16 protein-coding genes and 1 tRNA gene are annotated in these 17268 nt (G+C 31.8%); 8 read left to right on the top strand and 9 right to left on the bottom strand.

What is annotated here, in order from left to right:
- Positions 1-2928: hypothetical protein (locus tag ACOYLP_RS00650; RefSeq protein WP_422854233.1), on the bottom strand; the 2928-nt coding region annotated here is incomplete at its 3' end.
- A gap of 133 nt (positions 2929-3061) precedes the next feature.
- On the opposite strand from ACOYLP_RS00650, the gene ACOYLP_RS00645 reads away from it, so the two are divergent.
- Both ACOYLP_RS00645 and gltX read left to right on the top strand, forming a co-directional pair.
- Complete coding sequence (locus tag ACOYLP_RS00645; protein ID WP_422854232.1) at positions 3062-4093, top strand: alkane 1-monooxygenase; 1032 nt, start codon at positions 3062-3064, stop codon at positions 4091-4093.
- A 56-nt stretch (positions 4094-4149) separates the two neighbouring features.
- Entirely contained in the window at positions 4150-5664 is a 1515-nt protein-coding gene (gene gltX, locus ACOYLP_RS00640; protein ID WP_422854231.1) for a glutamate--tRNA ligase, read from the top strand.
- Positions 5665-5694: 30 nt separating this feature from the next.
- Here gltX and ACOYLP_RS00635 read toward each other — a convergent pair whose 3' ends face one another.
- The gene (locus tag ACOYLP_RS00635) at positions 5695-6339 is read right to left on the bottom strand and encodes a PorT family protein (protein ID WP_422854230.1); all 645 of its coding nucleotides are present in this window, start codon (positions 6337-6339) and stop codon (positions 5695-5697) included.
- A 79-nt stretch (positions 6340-6418) separates the two neighbouring features.
- Between ACOYLP_RS00635 and ACOYLP_RS00630 the strand changes: the two genes are divergently transcribed.
- Positions 6419-7408 (top strand): SPFH domain-containing protein, encoded by a 990-nt coding sequence (locus ACOYLP_RS00630; RefSeq protein ID WP_422854229.1) that lies wholly within the window; start codon positions 6419-6421, stop codon positions 7406-7408.
- 29 nt (positions 7409-7437) lie between these two features.
- Here ACOYLP_RS00630 and ACOYLP_RS00625 read toward each other — a convergent pair whose 3' ends face one another.
- The 4 genes from ACOYLP_RS00625 to ACOYLP_RS00610 all read right to left on the bottom strand — a co-directional run bounded on the left by ACOYLP_RS00625 (position 7438) and on the right by ACOYLP_RS00610 (position 10372).
- Complete coding sequence (locus tag ACOYLP_RS00625; protein WP_422854228.1) at positions 7438-7692, bottom strand: DUF6327 family protein; 255 nt, start codon at positions 7690-7692, stop codon at positions 7438-7440.
- Between the two features lie 2 nt (positions 7693-7694).
- Complete coding sequence (locus tag ACOYLP_RS00620; RefSeq protein ID WP_422854227.1) at positions 7695-8042, bottom strand: competence protein; 348 nt, start codon at positions 8040-8042, stop codon at positions 7695-7697.
- Positions 8042-8371, bottom strand: coding sequence for a YtxH domain-containing protein (locus ACOYLP_RS00615; RefSeq protein ID WP_422854226.1), 330 nt, complete (start codon positions 8369-8371; stop codon positions 8042-8044). The genes ACOYLP_RS00620 and ACOYLP_RS00615 overlap by 1 nt, the downstream gene beginning before the upstream one ends.
- Positions 8372-8686: 315 nt before the next feature.
- Complete coding sequence (locus ACOYLP_RS00610) at positions 8687-10372, bottom strand: glutamine--tRNA ligase/YqeY domain fusion protein (RefSeq protein ID WP_422854225.1); 1686 nt, start codon at positions 10370-10372, stop codon at positions 8687-8689.
- 96 nt (positions 10373-10468) lie between these two features.
- Here ACOYLP_RS00610 and folB point away from each other — a divergent pair, with 96 nt between their 5' ends.
- Both folB and ACOYLP_RS00600 read left to right on the top strand, forming a co-directional pair.
- Positions 10469-10828, top strand: a complete 360-nt coding sequence (gene folB, locus ACOYLP_RS00605; protein ID WP_422854224.1) for a dihydroneopterin aldolase — start codon at positions 10469-10471, stop codon at positions 10826-10828.
- Positions 10829-10903: 75 nt separating this feature from the next.
- Positions 10904-10974 (top strand) — tRNA-Cys (locus ACOYLP_RS00600).
- A gap of 379 nt (positions 10975-11353) precedes the next feature.
- Here ACOYLP_RS00600 and ACOYLP_RS00595 read toward each other — a convergent pair.
- The 3 genes from ACOYLP_RS00595 to rnr all read right to left on the bottom strand — a co-directional run bounded on the left by ACOYLP_RS00595 (position 11354) and on the right by rnr (position 15055).
- Positions 11354-12049, bottom strand: coding sequence for a LysE family translocator (locus ACOYLP_RS00595; RefSeq protein WP_422854223.1), 696 nt, complete (start codon positions 12047-12049; stop codon positions 11354-11356).
- Between the two features lie 97 nt (positions 12050-12146).
- The gene (locus ACOYLP_RS00590; RefSeq protein ID WP_422854222.1) at positions 12147-12812 is read right to left on the bottom strand and encodes a head GIN domain-containing protein; all 666 of its coding nucleotides are present in this window, start codon (positions 12810-12812) and stop codon (positions 12147-12149) included.
- A 62-nt stretch (positions 12813-12874) separates the two neighbouring features.
- The gene (gene rnr, locus ACOYLP_RS00585; RefSeq protein ID WP_422854221.1) at positions 12875-15055 is read right to left on the bottom strand and encodes a ribonuclease R; all 2181 of its coding nucleotides are present in this window, start codon (positions 15053-15055) and stop codon (positions 12875-12877) included.
- A 732-nt stretch (positions 15056-15787) separates the two neighbouring features.
- Between rnr and rpiB the strand changes: the two genes are divergently transcribed.
- From rpiB to ACOYLP_RS00570, 3 genes are read left to right on the top strand one after another with little or no spacing between them, the layout of a single operon-like run.
- On the top strand, positions 15788-16219 hold the full coding sequence (gene rpiB, locus ACOYLP_RS00580) for a ribose 5-phosphate isomerase B (protein ID WP_422854220.1): 432 nt from the start codon (positions 15788-15790) through the stop codon (positions 16217-16219).
- Position 16220: 1 nt separating this feature from the next.
- Positions 16221-17129 carry a cation diffusion facilitator family transporter gene (locus ACOYLP_RS00575; RefSeq protein WP_422854219.1) on the top strand — a complete coding sequence of 303 codons (909 nt, stop codon included), beginning with the start codon at positions 16221-16223 and terminating at the stop codon, positions 17127-17129.
- A complete protein-coding gene (locus ACOYLP_RS00570; protein ID WP_422854218.1) occupies positions 17116-17256 on the top strand; it encodes a hypothetical protein in 141 nt (46 codons plus the stop codon). Before ACOYLP_RS00575 ends, ACOYLP_RS00570 begins: the two co-directional genes overlap by 14 nt.
- Positions 17257-17268: the final 12 nt, after the last annotated feature.

The following is a 17268-nucleotide window of genomic DNA, read 5'->3' as shown; positions in this document are numbered from 1 at the left end:
GTTAGCATTACCGCTTTTTCCGCCTTTTCCGCCTTTCTGTCCATCGCCCGGTTTATTTCCTTCTTGGCCCTGATCTACTTTTTCTCCTTTATTTCCCTCTTGTCCTTCTCCTGGCTTATCGCCTTTCTTCATTCCTTTTTTCATTTTTTCTCCCAAACCTTCCTGCTTTTTTATGATATCAGGCAACTGCATTCCTTGCCCCTGTCCTTGACCAGGTTTAGGTTTCCCAGCACCTGCTGCCGACATTTGCATTTGCATACCATTTAAAATATCACTTAACATATCGGCAAGTTTATTAGAAGATGAAACAGCATATTGTTGATGCGAATTCCCCTTTGGAACATTGGCCTCTGCTAAAGTTTCAATTGCTTTATCTACATTGTATTGCACGTTTCCTATTTCCTTTGTAATATCTTCTGCAATTTTCGGGTTTCTTAATGACATAGCGAACAAACTATCATCAACATGTTTAAATTGTTGTTTTATATCTTGTTGTATTTTTAAGTTTTTATTGAATGATGGCGCTCCTCGTTTTAAGTTTTTAAACTGCTTCATTACATCTTCCTGAGAAAATGAATATGCTAAAAGATTATCCAAGATCTGACGAAGCATCTCGACATCTTCTTCCATTTGTTCCATTTCACCAGACGCCATTTGTTCTTGCATTTTCTGGCTCATTTGCTTCATTTTTTTTGATGCGCTCTTTTGTTTTGGTTTGGCATTTTCTTTTTGGTTTTTTTGTAATTGATCTTTTGCATTATTTAAATCTTCATCTATGCTTTTTTCTTTGTCTTCAGATTTAGGTAAATCCAACGGAGCTTTTAACTCTTTATTCTCTTTATCTAAATCTTTTAATTCTTCTTTAATTTTATCAAATTCTTTGTTGATTTCTTCTTGTTTTTCAACATTATTATCCTCAGGTTTATCAGCAAGTTTTTCTTGCTTTTCAGCAAGTTTGTTAATTTTATCCGCTATTTGTTGGGCTTTTTTCTCCACATAATAACGCTTAGTCAACTCTACTAATTGTTCTAAACTCTTAGTCTGGTTTTTACTTGCTTGTTGGAACTTTTCCATTTTGTCAAACAACTCTTCCTTACTGATTTTATCATTCAATTTTTGAAGTTCTTCCAATAATTTCTTGTTCTTTTCAATCTCTTCTTTAGTCTTCTCTAATCTATCTTGAAGCAACTCTTTTTTTTCGTCTTTTTTATCCGTTTTGAACTTTTCAAGATTATCTTTCATTTTCTCCGAAAACTCTTTCATCATTTCGTCTTGTTTTTTTTGACGCTGAATAAAATCGTTAACTTTCTGTTGCTCTTTGTATTCTAAATTCTCTTTTTCCTTTCCCATTTTTTGCAACTTATCCAACTCTGACAGTTGTTTGTCTTGTGCTTTTAAAGATTTCGATAAAGAGTTTATATTCTCATTTTGTTGGTTCATTATTTCGTCTTGTTTCTCCTCTTCTGTTGCAATTCTGTTGCTAAACACTGAAGATTTGGTGCTTTTGAAGTTGTGAAGAGCATCGTTATCAAAAATCTCGAAATAATATTCATAAGAAACTCCTTCTTCTACAGGAAGATTGCTTGGGAAAGAAAATACAAACTGGTCATAAACATCTCTCTTTATTGAAATCAAAGCCTTTTTAGTGTTATTTGGAGTGTTCTTGGGATAGTAAACTATTTGAAGTTTCGATAAGCCATAATCATCTGAAACCTGACCTAAAACAAAGTTTTTATTTACCTTTAAACTATCAGGAAGATTATTTACATTGATTGTCGGAAACTGATCTTTGATTACAGAAATTTGATAGTTCAGTTTTTCATAATTCTGAACTTTATTATTTGAGGTTAAAATTTGATAATCTAAATTTTGAAGGATACTTTTTGACAATAAAAATATATTATCTTGTTTTGCAAAATAATAATGTGCTTTTTCATTAACCCAATCCACCTTTTGTGTTGCTAAAGTATTCATTTTCCAAGTTACCTGAGTTCCTTCCGGAACAATAGCGTTCCCTGTTCCTTTAATAACTTCTGACTTTTTATTTAAATAATTTGGAAAATTCAGCACCATTTCAAAATTGGCAATCGACGGAACGGTAACAACGTTCAGCTTATAATCGATTGAAGAAACATCGTTGGCTTCAATATGAAATTCTACATCTTCAGAAGGTTTCGGAATCACAAATTCAAATTCACCTGCTTTATTACTTTCCATAAAATAACTTTCATCTCCTATTAAAATCAGGGCATTTTCAGGGATAACTTTACCAATGGTTCTTACTTTCAACAAGAAATCTTTATTTTGTTCTGTTTGTAAATTCGGGTTCAAAACTTCAAATTCAAAAGGTGCTGGTGGTAAAAACTGTTGTTTAAAATTCACTACTCTATTCAAACTTTGTGAAATAAAATTACTATTTCCTGAGAGATAAAAGAATGCAAAAAACAAAATAGGAATTATCGCCAAAGGCAAATATTTCTTGTTATTACCGAAGTTAATAGCATTCCCGAAAGGAATCGGCTGCAGTGTATTTGCTTTTTGGTCAATCGAAGCGGCTAACAATTCTGATTTGTTAGTATCATAAGAAAGCTGTAAAAAATTAGTCAGTTTATCTTCTATTTCACCAAAATGATTTCCGATAATCTTTGAAGCTTCCTCATAATCAATTCCCTGCTGCAATTTGGATAATTTGAAAAGCGGAAAACAAATAAATCTGAAAAACAGAAAGAGTTCAACAAGAACAAATGTGTAAAACAATATTGTTCTGGCAGTTGGTTTAAGCCAAAGAAAGTATTCAATAAACAATGTGAATATGAAATACATCAAACCAATACCAACAAAGAAAATAATTCCCTTCAGCAATTCGTTAGTGTAATACTTTGTTATAAAGCCCTCTAACTTTTTATATATAATCTTTGAATTGTACAATTTTTATAATTACTTTTTATAACCGATAAATGTACAATTTTTACTGAATAACCAAGCGTTAAAAATTTGCCAAACAACAAACTATTGTATTCTATAAAAACTTTTATAATTTTATAACAAAATCTCTTTGATTATGAAATATTTATTGGCTTATAGTTTACCATTAATTGCATTCCTTGGAATATTTTTTGGTGGTTTTTGGACTTATTTCGGAGTGGTTTTTGCCTTTGGAATTCTTCCAATTCTTGAGTTTATACTACCAACGAATGAAAAAAATTATACTGAAGCCGAAATTGAAAACAAACTAAAGAATCATTTTTTTGATGTGCTTTTGTATCTAAATATTTTCATTGTTTACGGAATGTTATTTTTTGTTTTGCATATAGTTTCTACTGAACAACTTTCCATATCTGAAATTATTGGAATTGTATTAAGTTTAGGCGTTGTTTTAGGCTCTAACGGAATTAATGTTGCACATGAATTGGGCCACAGAGAAAAATTATATGAACGGATTATTGGAAAATTGCTTTTGATTCCATCACATTATACTCATTTTTTTATTGAGCACAATCACGGTCATCATTTGCATGTTTCTACTCCGGAAGATCCTTCAACTGCAAAATACAACCAAACATTATACGCATTTTGGATTCAAACTGTTTTTGGAACCTACACTAAAGCATGGAAAATTCAAAAGAAACTGAATCAACTTGAAAACCGTTCTTTCTTTTCTTTAAAAAATGACATGTTCTGGTTTACTATTATTCAAGTATGTTATCTCTTGACAATTTATTATTTCTTTGGATATATTGGATTATCAGTCGCTTTTATTGCCGGAATAGTTGGTTTTCTATTATTGGAAACCATAAATTATATTGAACATTATGGTTTAAAAAGAAATCTTTTGCCTTCAGGTAGATATGAACGTGTAAGCGAAAAACATTCATGGAATTCAAATCATTTTATCGGCAGAATAATGCTATATGAACTAACTCGACATAGTGATCATCATTATAAATCACAAAAGAAATATCAAATTCTCGAGTATCATGATACTTCACCACAAATGCCATTTGGCTATCCTACCTCTATGGTTTTATCTTTAGTTCCCCCACTTTGGTTTGCTGTTATGAATAAAAGAATTCCAGCTGAAATGAAATCATAAAAACTTTTAAGTTCTAGCTTCCAACTTCTGTTTATCTTTGTCGAAAATTAAAAAAAATGTCAAAACCTGTTAGAGTTCGTTTTGCGCCAAGTCCTACCGGACCGTTACATATTGGTGGTGTTAGAACTGCGTTATTTAATTATTTATTTGCCAAAAAATATAATGGTGTTTTCTATTTACGAATTGAGGATACCGACCAAAATCGTTTTGTTCCCGGAGCAGAAGCATACATTTTCGAAGCCTTGGAATGGTTAGGAATTGCACCAAGTGAAACTGTAGGAAAAAATGAAAAATTTGGACCTTACCGTCAATCGGAAAGAAAAGCGTTGTACAAACAATATGCTGACCAACTGATAAATTCGGGTTGGGCTTATTATGCTTTTGACACTGCTGAAGCACTAGATTCTCAAAGAAAACAACACGAAGAACAAGGAAAAACTTTTATATATAACTGGCACAATCGTGAAAAACTAGACACTTCTTTAGTTATTTCAAAGGAAGAGACAGAAAAAAGAATTGCGGCTGGAGAAACTTATGTTGTTCGTTTTAAAACACCTGTTAATGAAACTTTGCATTTGCATGACATCATTCGTGGTGATATTAATTTCGAAACGAATTTATTAGACGATAAAGTTTTATTCAAATCTGACGGAATGCCAACTTATCATTTGGCTAATATTGTGGATGACCATTTAATGGAAACGTCTCATGTTATTCGTGGTGAAGAATGGTTACCATCAATGCCTTTACATTGTTTATTATACAAAGCCTTTGGCTGGGAAGCACCAGAATTCGCGCATTTACCATTGATTTTAAAACCTATCGGAAACGGAAAATTATCCAAACGAGATGGTGATAAATTAGGATTTCCAGTCTTCCCATTAGAATGGAAGTCGGAAGAAGGTGTTTCATCAGGTTATAGAGAAAACGGATTTTTCCCTGAGGCAGTAATTAATTTCTTAGCTTTATTGGGATGGAATGATGGAACGGACCAAGAATTATTTTCATTGGAGGAATTAGTAGAAAAATTTGATTTGAATAGAGTTCATAAATCAGGAGCAAAATTTGATCCTGAAAAAAATAAATGGTTCAATCATCAGTATTTGCAAAAGCAAAGCGATGAAAGTTTGGCGGAAAGCTTTGCTCCGATTGTACTTAATAAGGTTGGAGATTCCTCCTTCGTCGGAATGACAAAACTGGTGAAAATTGTTTCACTAATAAAAGAGCGCGCCAACTTCGTCTCAGAATTTTGGGAAATGAGTAATTTCTTTTTTGAAGCACCAACTTCTTACGATGAAAAAGCCACTAAAAATTGGAATCCAACTACTCCAGAATTAATGGAAAAATTGATTGCTGTGATAGAGAATATTGAAGATTTTACATCAAGAACGATTGAAAATATTGTCAAAGACTGGATGACCCAAAATGAAATTGGAATGGGGAAAGTAATGCAGCCATTTCGTTTGAGTTTGGTTGGCGCCTTAAAAGGGCCACATCTTTTTGATATTGTAGAACTGATTGGTAAAGAAGAAACCATCAAGCGATTGGAGAAAGCAATAGCTACTTTATAAAACAGAAAAGTCCCGATTTCTCGGGACTTTTTATAAGTTAAAAATAACCTGAGCGTTTATTACTCCTAAGTTTCCTTTGAAGTTATCCCCATTATTCAATGCCTGTAAAGTATTGTCTTTATTGAGTTTATTCAATATATTGGTAAAACCGTATTCATAAAAAATAATGGCGCGCACGGTTCTAATTCCTGCCGAACATCCTAAATAAAAGTTGCCACTAAAAGTTGAAATATCAACGATTTGATCTGCTTTTAAAAGTGTTCCTTTAATTACTTTATCTTCATCTGAAGTAGCAACACCTAATTTCCCATTAATTTGAAGTACTGGACCAAAATCTAAAGAAACATGATCTTCAACTACATTATAACTTAAAAGTAATCGAACTTTAACGCCTTGAATACTGTATTTAATTTTTTGGTCAAAGGTAGATTCTAATGAAAAGTTGTTGGCAAAAAACTGCATTCCATAAATCATACTCCAATCATTATAATAATTTCCACGAACCGAAAGCCCACCAGCAAAGCCAAGTTCATGTGTAGCGTTAAAATTACTAGTAAATAAAGATGTTTGAGAAAGTCCTGCTGAAATTCCTATTCGGTTTCCATCACGGTAACCGTATTGAGCAAATCCAAAAGTTGTAGTAAACAAAATAAGGATTAAGAATTTTTTAATCATGAATTCATAACTTTTAATTTGTAACAAACATACATTTTTTTCGTACAACAACTTTACTAACTTAAAATATTTAGAAATTATGCCAATTTTCTTTTTTGTTTTTTTATTTGTAGGTGTTATTATTCTTTTTTCGTCGTTCTTCACGGTAAAGCAACAAACTGCTGTTGTTGTTGAACGATTTGGAAAATTCTTAAGCATCCGAAACTCTGGTTTACAACTCAAAGTTCCAATTATCGACAGAATTGCTGGTCGAGTGAACTTAAGAATTCAACAATTAGACGTTATGATTGAAACACAAACCAAAGATAATGTGTTTATCAAAATGAAAGTCTCTGTTCAGTTTAAAGTCGTTCAGGAAAAAGTTTATGAAGCATTTTACAAACTAGAATATCCACACGATCAAATCACGGCTTATGTTTTTGATGTAGTGCGTGCTGAAGTTCCAAAATTGATTTTAGATGATGTGTTTGTTCGTAAAGATGACATTGCAATTGCTGTTAAACGCGAATTAAACGAAGCAATGATGGCTTATGGTTATGACATTATTAATACACTGGTTACGGATATCGATCCTGATATTCAGGTGAAAAACGCGATGAACCGAATTAACGCTGCCGAAAGAGAAAAAACAGCAGCTATGTTCGAATCGGATGCGCAAAGAATCCGAATTGTTGCTAAAGCAAAAGCTGAAGCTGAAAGTAAAAAATTACAAGGACAAGGTATTGCTGATCAACGTAGAGAAATTGCTAAAGGTTTAGTTGAAAGTGTAGAAGTTTTAAATAAAGTGGGTATTAATTCGCAAGAAGCATCTGCATTGATTGTAATTACACAACATTATGATACACTTCAAGCCATTGGAGCCGACACGAATTCAAATTTGATATTATTACCTAATTCTCCACAAGCGGCAAGCGATATGTTAAACAATATGGTAACTAGTTTTACGGCTTCCAACATCATCGGAGAAGAAATGAAGAGACAACCAAGAAAAGTGAAGAAAACGGGAAATCATTCCTCACTTGAATATAATCCTTCTGATACTTCAAATCCTGAAGGACCAGCTAATTAATAAACGAATAATACCAAATAAAAAGAGGCCTAATCGCCTCTTTTCCTTTTTATATACCAATTGATTGCTATTGGAATTAGTGTTTTCAAAATCGTACCATACATTCCTGATGAAAAATTTGAAACGCTTTCCAAAATCTTGTTAACTTTCCTAAACGGAAGAATACTTTCTTTGGTTTTATCAATGCTCAATACAATCTTTTGATAGTGTATTTCCCTTTCAATTTTAAGGATTTGTAAATCCAATTCAATTTCAGCGAAGGATGAATATTTATTTGTTTGCATGATTAGTCGTTAAAAAATATTTCTGAAAATTTTGCTAAAATGGGTCCTTCAACAATTCTGTCTTTTACGAAGAATAGAATTAACGCTAAAACTAAATAAATTCCTGCTACACTCAAAAACCCTAAAGGGTAACTGCTCAACATCTCTGCAAAAACGAATGCTCCTGCAATTGATATAAAGAGTAAAACAATCATCAAACAAAAAGCGATTAAGAAAAACTTAACCATCAATGTAGTTGACTTCATGGCAACCTTGAAACCAAAAAGTTTATAGTACGCTAGACTAGTTTCTATATACGCTTTGGTATTTTCCTGAATGCTTTCAACGTTTTCTTTTAATTCGTCCAACATTATTTCTGAAGTTTAGCATTTTGTTTTTTAAGCTCGGCTAATTTCTCTTCCAAAAAAGTAATTGTTTCTTCCGCTTTGTAACTTGAATCCGAAAGCAAATCATTAACAGTGTCTTTCAAATCGGCTTTTGTTTTTGAGAACTTATCTTTAGTTTCTGTTTCTAGGGAATTCCATTTTGATTTGGCGCTGTCCTTCAAATCATCTAAACCATCTTTTATTTTTTCTCGGGTTTTTGTCCCTTTATCGGGAGCAAATAAAATTCCTAATCCCAATCCAATTGCAGCACCGGCTAAAAGAGCCAAAATGCCATTTCCATATTTAGTTGACATAATATTAAAATTTAATTATACTAAAGTTACGAAAATTATATAAGATAACATTCTTAAAATAACGAAAATCAGGAAAACTTATTTTTAAGCCTTATTATAATAGTTTTATTAGGAATGGTAAATAATGTCGACTAAGATTTAAAAATAGCCTAAAACAAATTTATGAAAGGCAAATTCAATTACTAAAAGTTATAAAAGTTTTGATAATGATAAGTTTTATAAATAATTAAGAAAGCCCGACTCTTTTGAGTGCGAGACGAGCTTTCGATTTATAAAATCTATTCTGACACTAGCGCAGCAATGTGACGAAGTAAATTATTCTTTACTTTCCACTTTTGCCCAAGTATCTCTTAAGCCAACTGTTTTATTAAAAACTAATTTTTGTGCTGACGAATCTTTATCAACACAATAATATCCTAAACGTTGAAATTGGAATCGCTCACCGTTTTTGGCAGATGCCAAACTTGGTTCCAAATATCCTTTAATTACTTCCAATGAGTTAGGATTGATGTATTCTTTGAAATCAACATCTTTATCGCCATCTGGGTTTTCGTGGGTAAATAATCGATCGTATATTCGAACTTCGGCTTCAATCGCATGATTTATCGAAACCCAATGAATTGTTCCTTTAACCTTTCTTTGAGAAGCTTCCGTTCCGCTTCCACTTCGGGAATCTTCATCATAAGTGCAATGAATTTCTATAATGTTTCCAGCTGTATCCTTAACAACACTTTCGCCTTTAATTATGAAAGCATTCTTTAAACGAACTTCTGTTCCTAATGTTAGACGAAAAAATTTCTTATTGGCTTCTTCTTGAAAATCCTCTCTTTCAATATACAATTCTCTTGAAAATGGCACTTTTCTATATCCTAAACTTTCGTCTTCCTGGCTATTTTCTGCATCTAAAATTTCTTCTTTTCCATCTGGATAATTTGTAATAACCAACTTCACCGGATTTAATACTGCCATTACGCGAGGTGTTATTTTATTTAGTTCTTCGCGAACACAAAACTCTAAAAGTGAAACATCAATAAGATTGGTACGTTTTGCAATTCCGATAGTAGTAGCAAAATTCCGAATCGCCATTGGAGGATAACCTCGACGGCGCATTCCTGAAATGGTACTCATTCTTGGATCATCCCAACCAGTAACATGATTTTCTTCTACTAATTGCAATAATTTTCTTTTAGAAACTACAGTATGTGAAAGATTTCTACGAGCAAACTCTCTTTGTTTTGGACGCACTTTAGTAACATCATAAACCTGATCTAAAAACCAGTCATACAATTCACGGTGGGGCAAGAATTCGAGTGTACAAAAGGAATGTGAAATTTGTTCTAAATAATCACTTTCGCCATGCGCCCAATCATACATAGGATAAATACACCAATCGTTACCAGTTCTATGGTGATGCGCATGCAAAATTCTATACATAATAGGGTCACGCATTAGCATATTGTTAGCGCCCATACTTATTTTAGCACGAAGAATATGCGTTCCGTTTGGAAACTCTCCGTTTTTCATTCTCTCGAATAAATCTAAATTTTCTTCAACAGAACGGTTTCTGTATGGTGAATCTGTCCCGGGTGTTGTTGGCGTTCCTTTTTGAATTGCGATGTCTTCTGAAGATTGACTGTCAACATAAGCTTTTCCGGCTTTAATGAATTCAATAGCCCAATCGTATAATTGCTGGAAATAATCAGAAGCGTAACATTCTTTACTCCATTGAAAACCCAACCATTCAATATCTCTTTTAATAGCGTCAACATATTCTTGCTCCTCTTTTTCAGGATTTGTATCATCAAATCGAAGATTTACTGGTGCATTATAATCGATTCCTAATCCAAAGTTTAAACAAATCGCACTAGCATGACCAACATGTAAATAACCGTTTGGTTCAGGCGGAAAACGAAAACGTAATTTGTCGCCGGACAAACCTTTTTTCAAATCTTCTTCTATTATTTGTTCAATGAAATTAAGCGATCTCTCTTCTGTTGACATTATTTTTGTAATTTTAGCAAAGATAAAAATTTAGATGATAGATAATAGAGAATAGATGCTCTATTATTTAAACTATAATTACTGAACACTAAATAAATGGGTACTATAAAACTTCAAAATATTAGAACTTTTTCATTTCATGGATGCTTAAAAGAAGAGGCGCTAATTGGCTCCGATTATAAAGTTGATCTAGAAATTAAAACCGATTTAAGAAATTCTTCTGTTTCTGATGAACTCAAAGATACTGTTGATTATGTTTTATTAAACAAAATAGTTGTTGAAGAAATGGCGATTCGGTCCAAATTATTAGAGCATGTAGCACACCGAATCATAACCAGAATTTTTAGTGAAATCCCTTCGGTTTCTAGAATACTTTTAGCGGTATCTAAACTCAATCCACCTATTGGAGGTGATGTTGAAGCGGTTACTATTGAAATGGAGGAGTACAGAAGTTAAAAGAATTACGAATTCTAAAAATTATCAATTATCAATTGTTAATTATCAATAGTTTTATATATTTGCCGTCCAACTGGCATCTTGGCCGAGCGGCTAGGCACCGGTCTGCAAAACCGTCTACTCCGGTTCGAATCCGGAAGATGCCTCTGAAATTAGAACCTCTCCAAGTGAGAGGTTTTTTTATAGTAAATTTTTAGAAAAAATTGATTAAAGATATATGCAAAACCGTCTACTCCTTTTCGAATTCGGAAGATGTCACTGAAATTAGAACCTCTCCAAGTGAGAGGTTTTTTTTATAGTAAATTTTTAGAAAAAATTGATTAAAGATATATGCAAAACTGTCTATCAGGTTCGAATCTTTGCCTCTTAAACCTTTAAAGACAGTAGCGAAGAGAACTCGGAGATTTTTTATTTGTAATTGCATCGCCGATTCGAGAAGAATTTTCGTGTCTGACGAAGGAAGAATCTAAACCTAAATTATTGAAATTTCTCTCTCTGGCCGAAATGACAATATAGAGATGATTTTTACTTTTTATTCTCTAATTCTTCAAACGCTTTATTAACTATTTTTTGTTCTTTTGGAAACCACCCTTGCGATAAAAGAAATATACCTGAAACAATCAAAATAATACTGATAATCTTTTTAATTAAGAGAATGTTTTTTGGGTTTAATTTGCTTCTTAATTGTTTGGCTAATAGTATTTTGAAAATATCGGTTATGAAATAACTAATAATTAATGTGGAGAAAAAAGTCAACATTCTGGAAGTTTTTAATTCTAATTGCGGTCCGATAGTTATTAGGATTGCTAACCAAAAACCGAGTACACCAATGTTTATAAAATTGAGAAAAAATCCTTTAACAAATAAAGAAACATAATTGGTTTTAGCTAACTCTTTTGGGTCTATTTCGTCAATCTTAATTTTTCTAGCTTCTTTTCTGTTATTTATAAAAGAAATAATACCATAAGTCAACATTACTAATCCTCCAAAAATAAATAAAGCCGGATCGTCTTTTATAGTTTGAATTAATCTATAACTACTAAAAAAAGCAATGGTAATAAAAACAATATCTGCCAAAATTACACCTAAATCAAAAAATAGTGCCGCTCTAAATCCCTTGACAACACTAGTTTCTAGCAAGACAAAGAACACTGGCCCAATCATAAAACTTAGAAAAAAACCAAGCGGTATGGCAGATAAAATATCGTTGAGAAATATCATTATTATTGTTTTGACAATGCAATTTAAAATTTAAAACTTGAAACGTAAAATCGAAGATTCACGAATTCAAAAAAATATTGTGCGTGAGTAAATAAATCTACTTTGCTTGTTCAATTGTTCCGCCGGCTATAATTTTTTTGTTGATTTGTTTTGGCTTCCCAAAAATAGTAATATTGCCACCTGCCCTAACTTTAGCATCAACAATATTTGTTGCAAAAATAGCTGCTTCACCACCAGCATTGCATGAAACAGTAGTTATTTGTGACTCTAATTTCTCCGCTTCATAAACTCCCCCCGAGTTAACTAAAATATCTTGAATATTAGCAGTTCCTTCTATCAAAACCTTTGACCCGTTTGCAGTTCTAACATTCAATTTTTCCACATCTAAAATCAATTTTATTTCTGAACCCTCTTTGGCAATGACATCAAATACAACAGAACTAATTTTATCACCACAAGCAATTCTAGAACCTTCATTGGCTTCGACTGCAGTTAAATTTTTATAATAAACCGTAACGGAAATATTGTCACCAGCCAAAAGTTTTGTCAATGGCATTCTGATTTTTAATTCTCCGTTTTTATTGATAAATTCTACTTCATCAGCTCCTTTTCCATCTAATTGCACTTTGTTTTCATCACTTGGAATAAGTAAAACATCGATGCGATCAAAGGAAGTTACTTTATTAAAATCGCCCACATTTTTAGTTACCTGAGCAAAAGCAAATGAACTGAATACTAATAAACTATAAATTATTTTTTTCATAATATCATACTTACTATTATAAACTAAATTCTGAATGTCCACTGGACATTCTCCTCTTAATATCAAACATTTCTTCTAATAAAATTAAAATCTAATTGTTTCTTAACTAAATCGGCATTTTTTACTTTTACATAAACTTCGTCACCAAGTTGTAAAATACTCTGTGTTGCCTGACCTACCAATGCATATTGTTTTTCATCAAAAGTATAATAATCTTCTTTTATTTCACGAATTCGAACCATTCCTTCGCATTTGTTTTCGATGATTTCTACATAAATTCCCCATTCAGTAACTCCGGAAATAACTCCAAGAAACTCCTGATCTTTATGATCTTGCATGTATTTTACCTGCATGTATTTCACCGAATCTCTTTCTGCTTGAGCTGCTAAACCTTCCATATCACTGGAATGAGCACATTTTTCTTCATAAATATCAGCATCAACCGATTTTCCTCCATCTATATAATACTGCAATAATCGGTGTGCCATTACATCAGGATAACGTCTAATTGGGGAAGTAAAATGACTATAATAATCAAAAGCCAAACCGTAATGACCAATGTTTTCTGTCGAATATTTGGCTTTACTCATACTTCGAATTGTCAAAGTATCAACTAAATTCTGCTCTTTTTTTCCGTTAACATCATTCAGTAATTTATTCAACGATTTTGAAATATCTTGTTTTGATTTCATGTTTATCGCATACCCAAACTTAGAAATCACCGTTTGCAGGTTGATTAGTTTATCTTCATTTGGCTCGTCGTGAATTCGATACACAAATGTTTTCTTTTGTTTTCCAATAAATTCAGCTACTTTTTTATTGGCCAACAACATAAATTCTTCAATCAAATGATTAGCATCTTTAGATATTTTAAAGAAAACTCCAACCGGTTCTGATTCTTGATTTAAATTAAATTTTACTTCCACTTTATCAAAAGAAATTGCTCCGTCTGCCATTCTTTTTCTTCGTAGAATTTTTGCCAATTCATCTTGTTTTAAAGTAGCAGCAACTATTTCTGCCGAAACTTTATATTCCTTTCCGGTTAACGAAATCTCAGCCGGAATTATATCACTTTTAGTTTCAATAATACTTTGTGCTTCTTCATACGAAAAACGTTGATCAGAAAAAATAATAGTTCTGCCAAACCAGGAATCTAAAACTTCTGCTTTAACATTCAATTGAAATATGGCTGAAAATGTATATTTTTCTTCATGTGGACGAAGAGAACAAGCATAATTTGATAACACCTCAGGTAACATCGGCACAACTCTATCAACCAAATAAACCGATGTAGCTCTTCTGTATGCTTCATCATCCAGTATTGTTCCTTCTTTTAAATAATGCGATACATCAGCAATATGGACACCTATTTCATAATTTCCGTTTTCTAAAACTTGAAAAGATAAGGCATCATCAAAATCTTTAGCATCTTTAGGATCTATGGTAAATGTTAATACGTTTCGCATATCGCGACGTTTATCTATTTCTGCTTGAGTTATAGAAGTGTCAAGTTTGTTAGCATATGCTTCAACTTCAATTGGAAAATCATAAGGCAAACCATATTCCGCTAAAATGGCATGAATTTCTGTATTGTGCTCTCCTGGTTTTCCAAGCACTTTAATCACAGAACCAAAAGGTGAATCTGCTTTTACAGGCCAATCTTCTAGTTTTACTAAAACCACATCACCATGTTCGGCTTCGGATAATTTATTTTTTGGGATAAATATATCGGTGTACATTTTAGCATTCGCAGTTGTTACGAATCCAAAATTCTTTTGAATATCAACTACTCCAACAAATTCAGTTTTATATCTTTCTATTATCTCTAATACTTCAGCTTCAGGTTTTCTTGAACTTCTTCTATCGTAAACATAGGCTTTTACAGTATCGCCATCTAATGCGTGATTTAAATTTACAAACGGTACAAAAACATCATTTTCTAATTCGTCGCAGACAAAATAAGCAGTCTTTCTAGAAGTCATGTCAATCGTTCCTTCATAATATTTTTGACTACTGGCTTTAACTAAATACTTTCCCGGTTCAGATTCAATAATCAGTTTTTGAGCTGCTAATATTTTTAAATCTTTGATAATTTCGTTTCTGCTTTTGGTATCATCCAATTCTAAAATTGCAGCTATTTGTTTGTAGTTAAAAGGTTTATTAGCGTTTTTTGATAGTATTTTAAATATCTTTTCGGAAAATGTTTTTTCATTTTTCCCGAATTTTTTGTGTTTTTTACTCATTATATCTTTTCTATTAATGTTGAAAATTACGAAGAAGTATTAAGATATCAGAATTAACTAATAAGATTTATCTAAAAAATAACTTTTTGCTTTTGTAAAAGATTGTTATCAACACTTATTAAAAACAACAATAAAAAAAATTAAATAAATTAAAATTTATGATTGTTATTATAGCGTGTTGATTTGTACAATAACTTTATTTTTAAAAATTAGATTTTGTAGTTATTCTTTTTTATATCAATTTATCAACATAGTTTTTATAAATTAATTTGCTCATTTTAAACTATTTTTAAAACTTAATTAACAGTTGTTGACAACTAAAAAAAGATACTTTTTGTAAATAACTTTGATTGGTCTTTTTGGTTGAAAAAACATGTTTATATATTGATAACTTTTCTAAAAATTCTACAAACTAAATTTGTTTTTTTAATATAGATTTTTGATTACAATTTTAAATTATACAACCAATAAAAACTTCTAAAATTCTATCCAAAGTTGTTAACAATCCATGTTAATTTAAGGTTAACTGAAAATCAACGAATTGCGTTTTATAATTAACAATACAACATTTTAACATTTTTATAGAATATATTCTAATGATTTTTAAGTAGTTATAGAAATTATGTAAAACGATAAAATCTTTACGTTTTAAAAATCAAACACTTAGAACAAATTAAAAATACAACCAATACTTTCCGTAAATTTGTGATGCTAATTTACATAAACAACTCCATGAAAATATCAATTGGAAACGATCACGCAGGACCAGATTATAAGAAAGCCATTGTTGACTTTTTAAAACAAAAAGGATATGAAATAATCAATCACGGAACCGATAATTTTGACAGTGTTGATTATCCCGATTTTGGGCATCCTGTCGCGATAGATGTAGCAACAGGGAAAGTCGATTTTGGTGTTGTAATTTGTGGTTCTGGAAACGGAATTAATATGACGGTGAACAAACATCAAGGTATTCGTTCCGCTTTATGTTGGGATAAAGAAATTGCCTCTTTGGCTAGACAGCACAATGATGCAAACATAATCAGTATTCCAGCACGATTTACATCAATTCAACAAGCGGTTGAAATGGTTGATGCTTTTTTAAACACCAGTTTTGAAGGTGGAAGACACGCCAATAGAGTGAATAAAATAGCTTGTCAATAAAATGGGAGATAACCATGTTCACATCCACAAACACGAGGTAAAAGGGAACAACTTAATTCTTTCGATTCTTTTAAATTTACTAATCACAATTGCTCAGGTTATTGGCGGAATTATTTCAGGAAGTTTAGCCTTGATTTCTGATGCACTTCATAATTTTTCAGATGTACTTTCGTTGGTTTTTAGTTTAGTAGCCCATAAATTATCAAGAAGAAAAGCATCGTTAAACAATACTTTTGGATACAAGCGCGCAGAGCTCATAGCTGCTTTTATAAACGCTATTACATTAATTATTGTTGCATTTTTTTTAATTTATGAAGCTTCTTCAAGACTCTTTCATCCCGAACCTATTAAGTCTGGGCTAGTTATTTGGTTAGCAATTTTAGGAATAGTTGTAAACGGAGGTTCTGTTTTGTTACTTAAAAAAGATTCAGAACATAATCTTAATATGAAATCGGCTTATTTGCATTTATTGACCGATATGATGGCTTCGGTTGCTGTATTGGTTGGCGGATTGCTGATGAAATTTTACGGATGGTTTTGGGTTGATAGCATAATGACTTTGTTAATCGCGTCTTATCTTATTTATGTAAGTTATGATTTGATTAAGTCTGCAACAAAAATGCTGATGCTATTCACACCAGATTATATAGACATTAAAGAAATTGTTCGCGAAGTTCATAAAATAAAAGGAGTAAATAAATTACATCACATCCATGTTTGGTATTTGAATGATGAAGAACTACATCTAGAAGCTCATCTCGATTGTTCAGAAGATATAAAAATGAGCGAATTTAACATCTTGTTAGAGAAAATAGAAACCGTTTTGTACAACGAATTCAAAATAAATCATATCAATATTCAACCAGAATTTAAAAAGGAAGATCCAAAAGATTTCATTGTTCAAGACTAATTTACGACTAAGGTTGACATCTGGCTTGGCAGCAGATATTACCTTAGAAACCCAAAGCGAAGAAAGCATGTTGATTACTGATGTAATTAAAAACTTAGGTAAAGCATTCAAAAAAATCCAGAATTAATAATAATCCCAA

The sequence above is a fragment of the Flavobacterium sp. genome, from assembly GCF_049318325.1.
Classification (GTDB): Bacteria; Bacteroidota; Bacteroidia; order Flavobacteriales; family Flavobacteriaceae; genus Flavobacterium.
Note: the sequence above shows the minus strand (reverse complement) of the source record. Positions and strands in the feature narration are given on the sequence as shown.

Excerpts from the sequence above, each read along its gene's own strand:
- ACOYLP_RS00645 (WP_422854232.1), top strand. The coding sequence starts at position 3,062 with ATGAAATATTTATTGGCTTATAGTTTACCATTAATTGCATTCCTTGGA.
- gltX (WP_422854231.1), top strand. The coding sequence starts at position 4,150 with ATGTCAAAACCTGTTAGAGTTCGTTTTGCGCCAAGTCCTACCGGACCG.
- ACOYLP_RS00635 (WP_422854230.1), bottom strand. The coding sequence starts at position 6,339 with ATGATTAAAAAATTCTTAATCCTTATTTTGTTTACTACAACTTTTGGA.
- ACOYLP_RS00630 (WP_422854229.1), top strand. The coding sequence starts at position 6,419 with ATGCCAATTTTCTTTTTTGTTTTTTTATTTGTAGGTGTTATTATTCTT.
- ACOYLP_RS00625 (WP_422854228.1), bottom strand. The coding sequence starts at position 7,692 with ATGCAAACAAATAAATATTCATCCTTCGCTGAAATTGAATTGGATTTA.
- ACOYLP_RS00620 (WP_422854227.1), bottom strand. The coding sequence starts at position 8,042 with ATGTTGGACGAATTAAAAGAAAACGTTGAAAGCATTCAGGAAAATACC.
- ACOYLP_RS00615 (WP_422854226.1), bottom strand. The coding sequence starts at position 8,371 with ATGTCAACTAAATATGGAAATGGCATTTTGGCTCTTTTAGCCGGTGCT.
- ACOYLP_RS00610 (WP_422854225.1), bottom strand. The coding sequence starts at position 10,372 with ATGTCAACAGAAGAGAGATCGCTTAATTTCATTGAACAAATAATAGAA.
- folB (WP_422854224.1), top strand. The coding sequence starts at position 10,469 with ATGGGTACTATAAAACTTCAAAATATTAGAACTTTTTCATTTCATGGA.
- ACOYLP_RS00595 (WP_422854223.1), bottom strand. The coding sequence starts at position 12,049 with ATGATATTTCTCAACGATATTTTATCTGCCATACCGCTTGGTTTTTTT.
- ACOYLP_RS00590 (WP_422854222.1), bottom strand. The coding sequence starts at position 12,812 with ATGAAAAAAATAATTTATAGTTTATTAGTATTCAGTTCATTTGCTTTT.
- rnr (WP_422854221.1), bottom strand. The coding sequence starts at position 15,055 with ATGAGTAAAAAACACAAAAAATTCGGGAAAAATGAAAAAACATTTTCC.
- rpiB (WP_422854220.1), top strand. The coding sequence starts at position 15,788 with ATGAAAATATCAATTGGAAACGATCACGCAGGACCAGATTATAAGAAA.
- ACOYLP_RS00575 (WP_422854219.1), top strand. The coding sequence starts at position 16,221 with ATGGGAGATAACCATGTTCACATCCACAAACACGAGGTAAAAGGGAAC.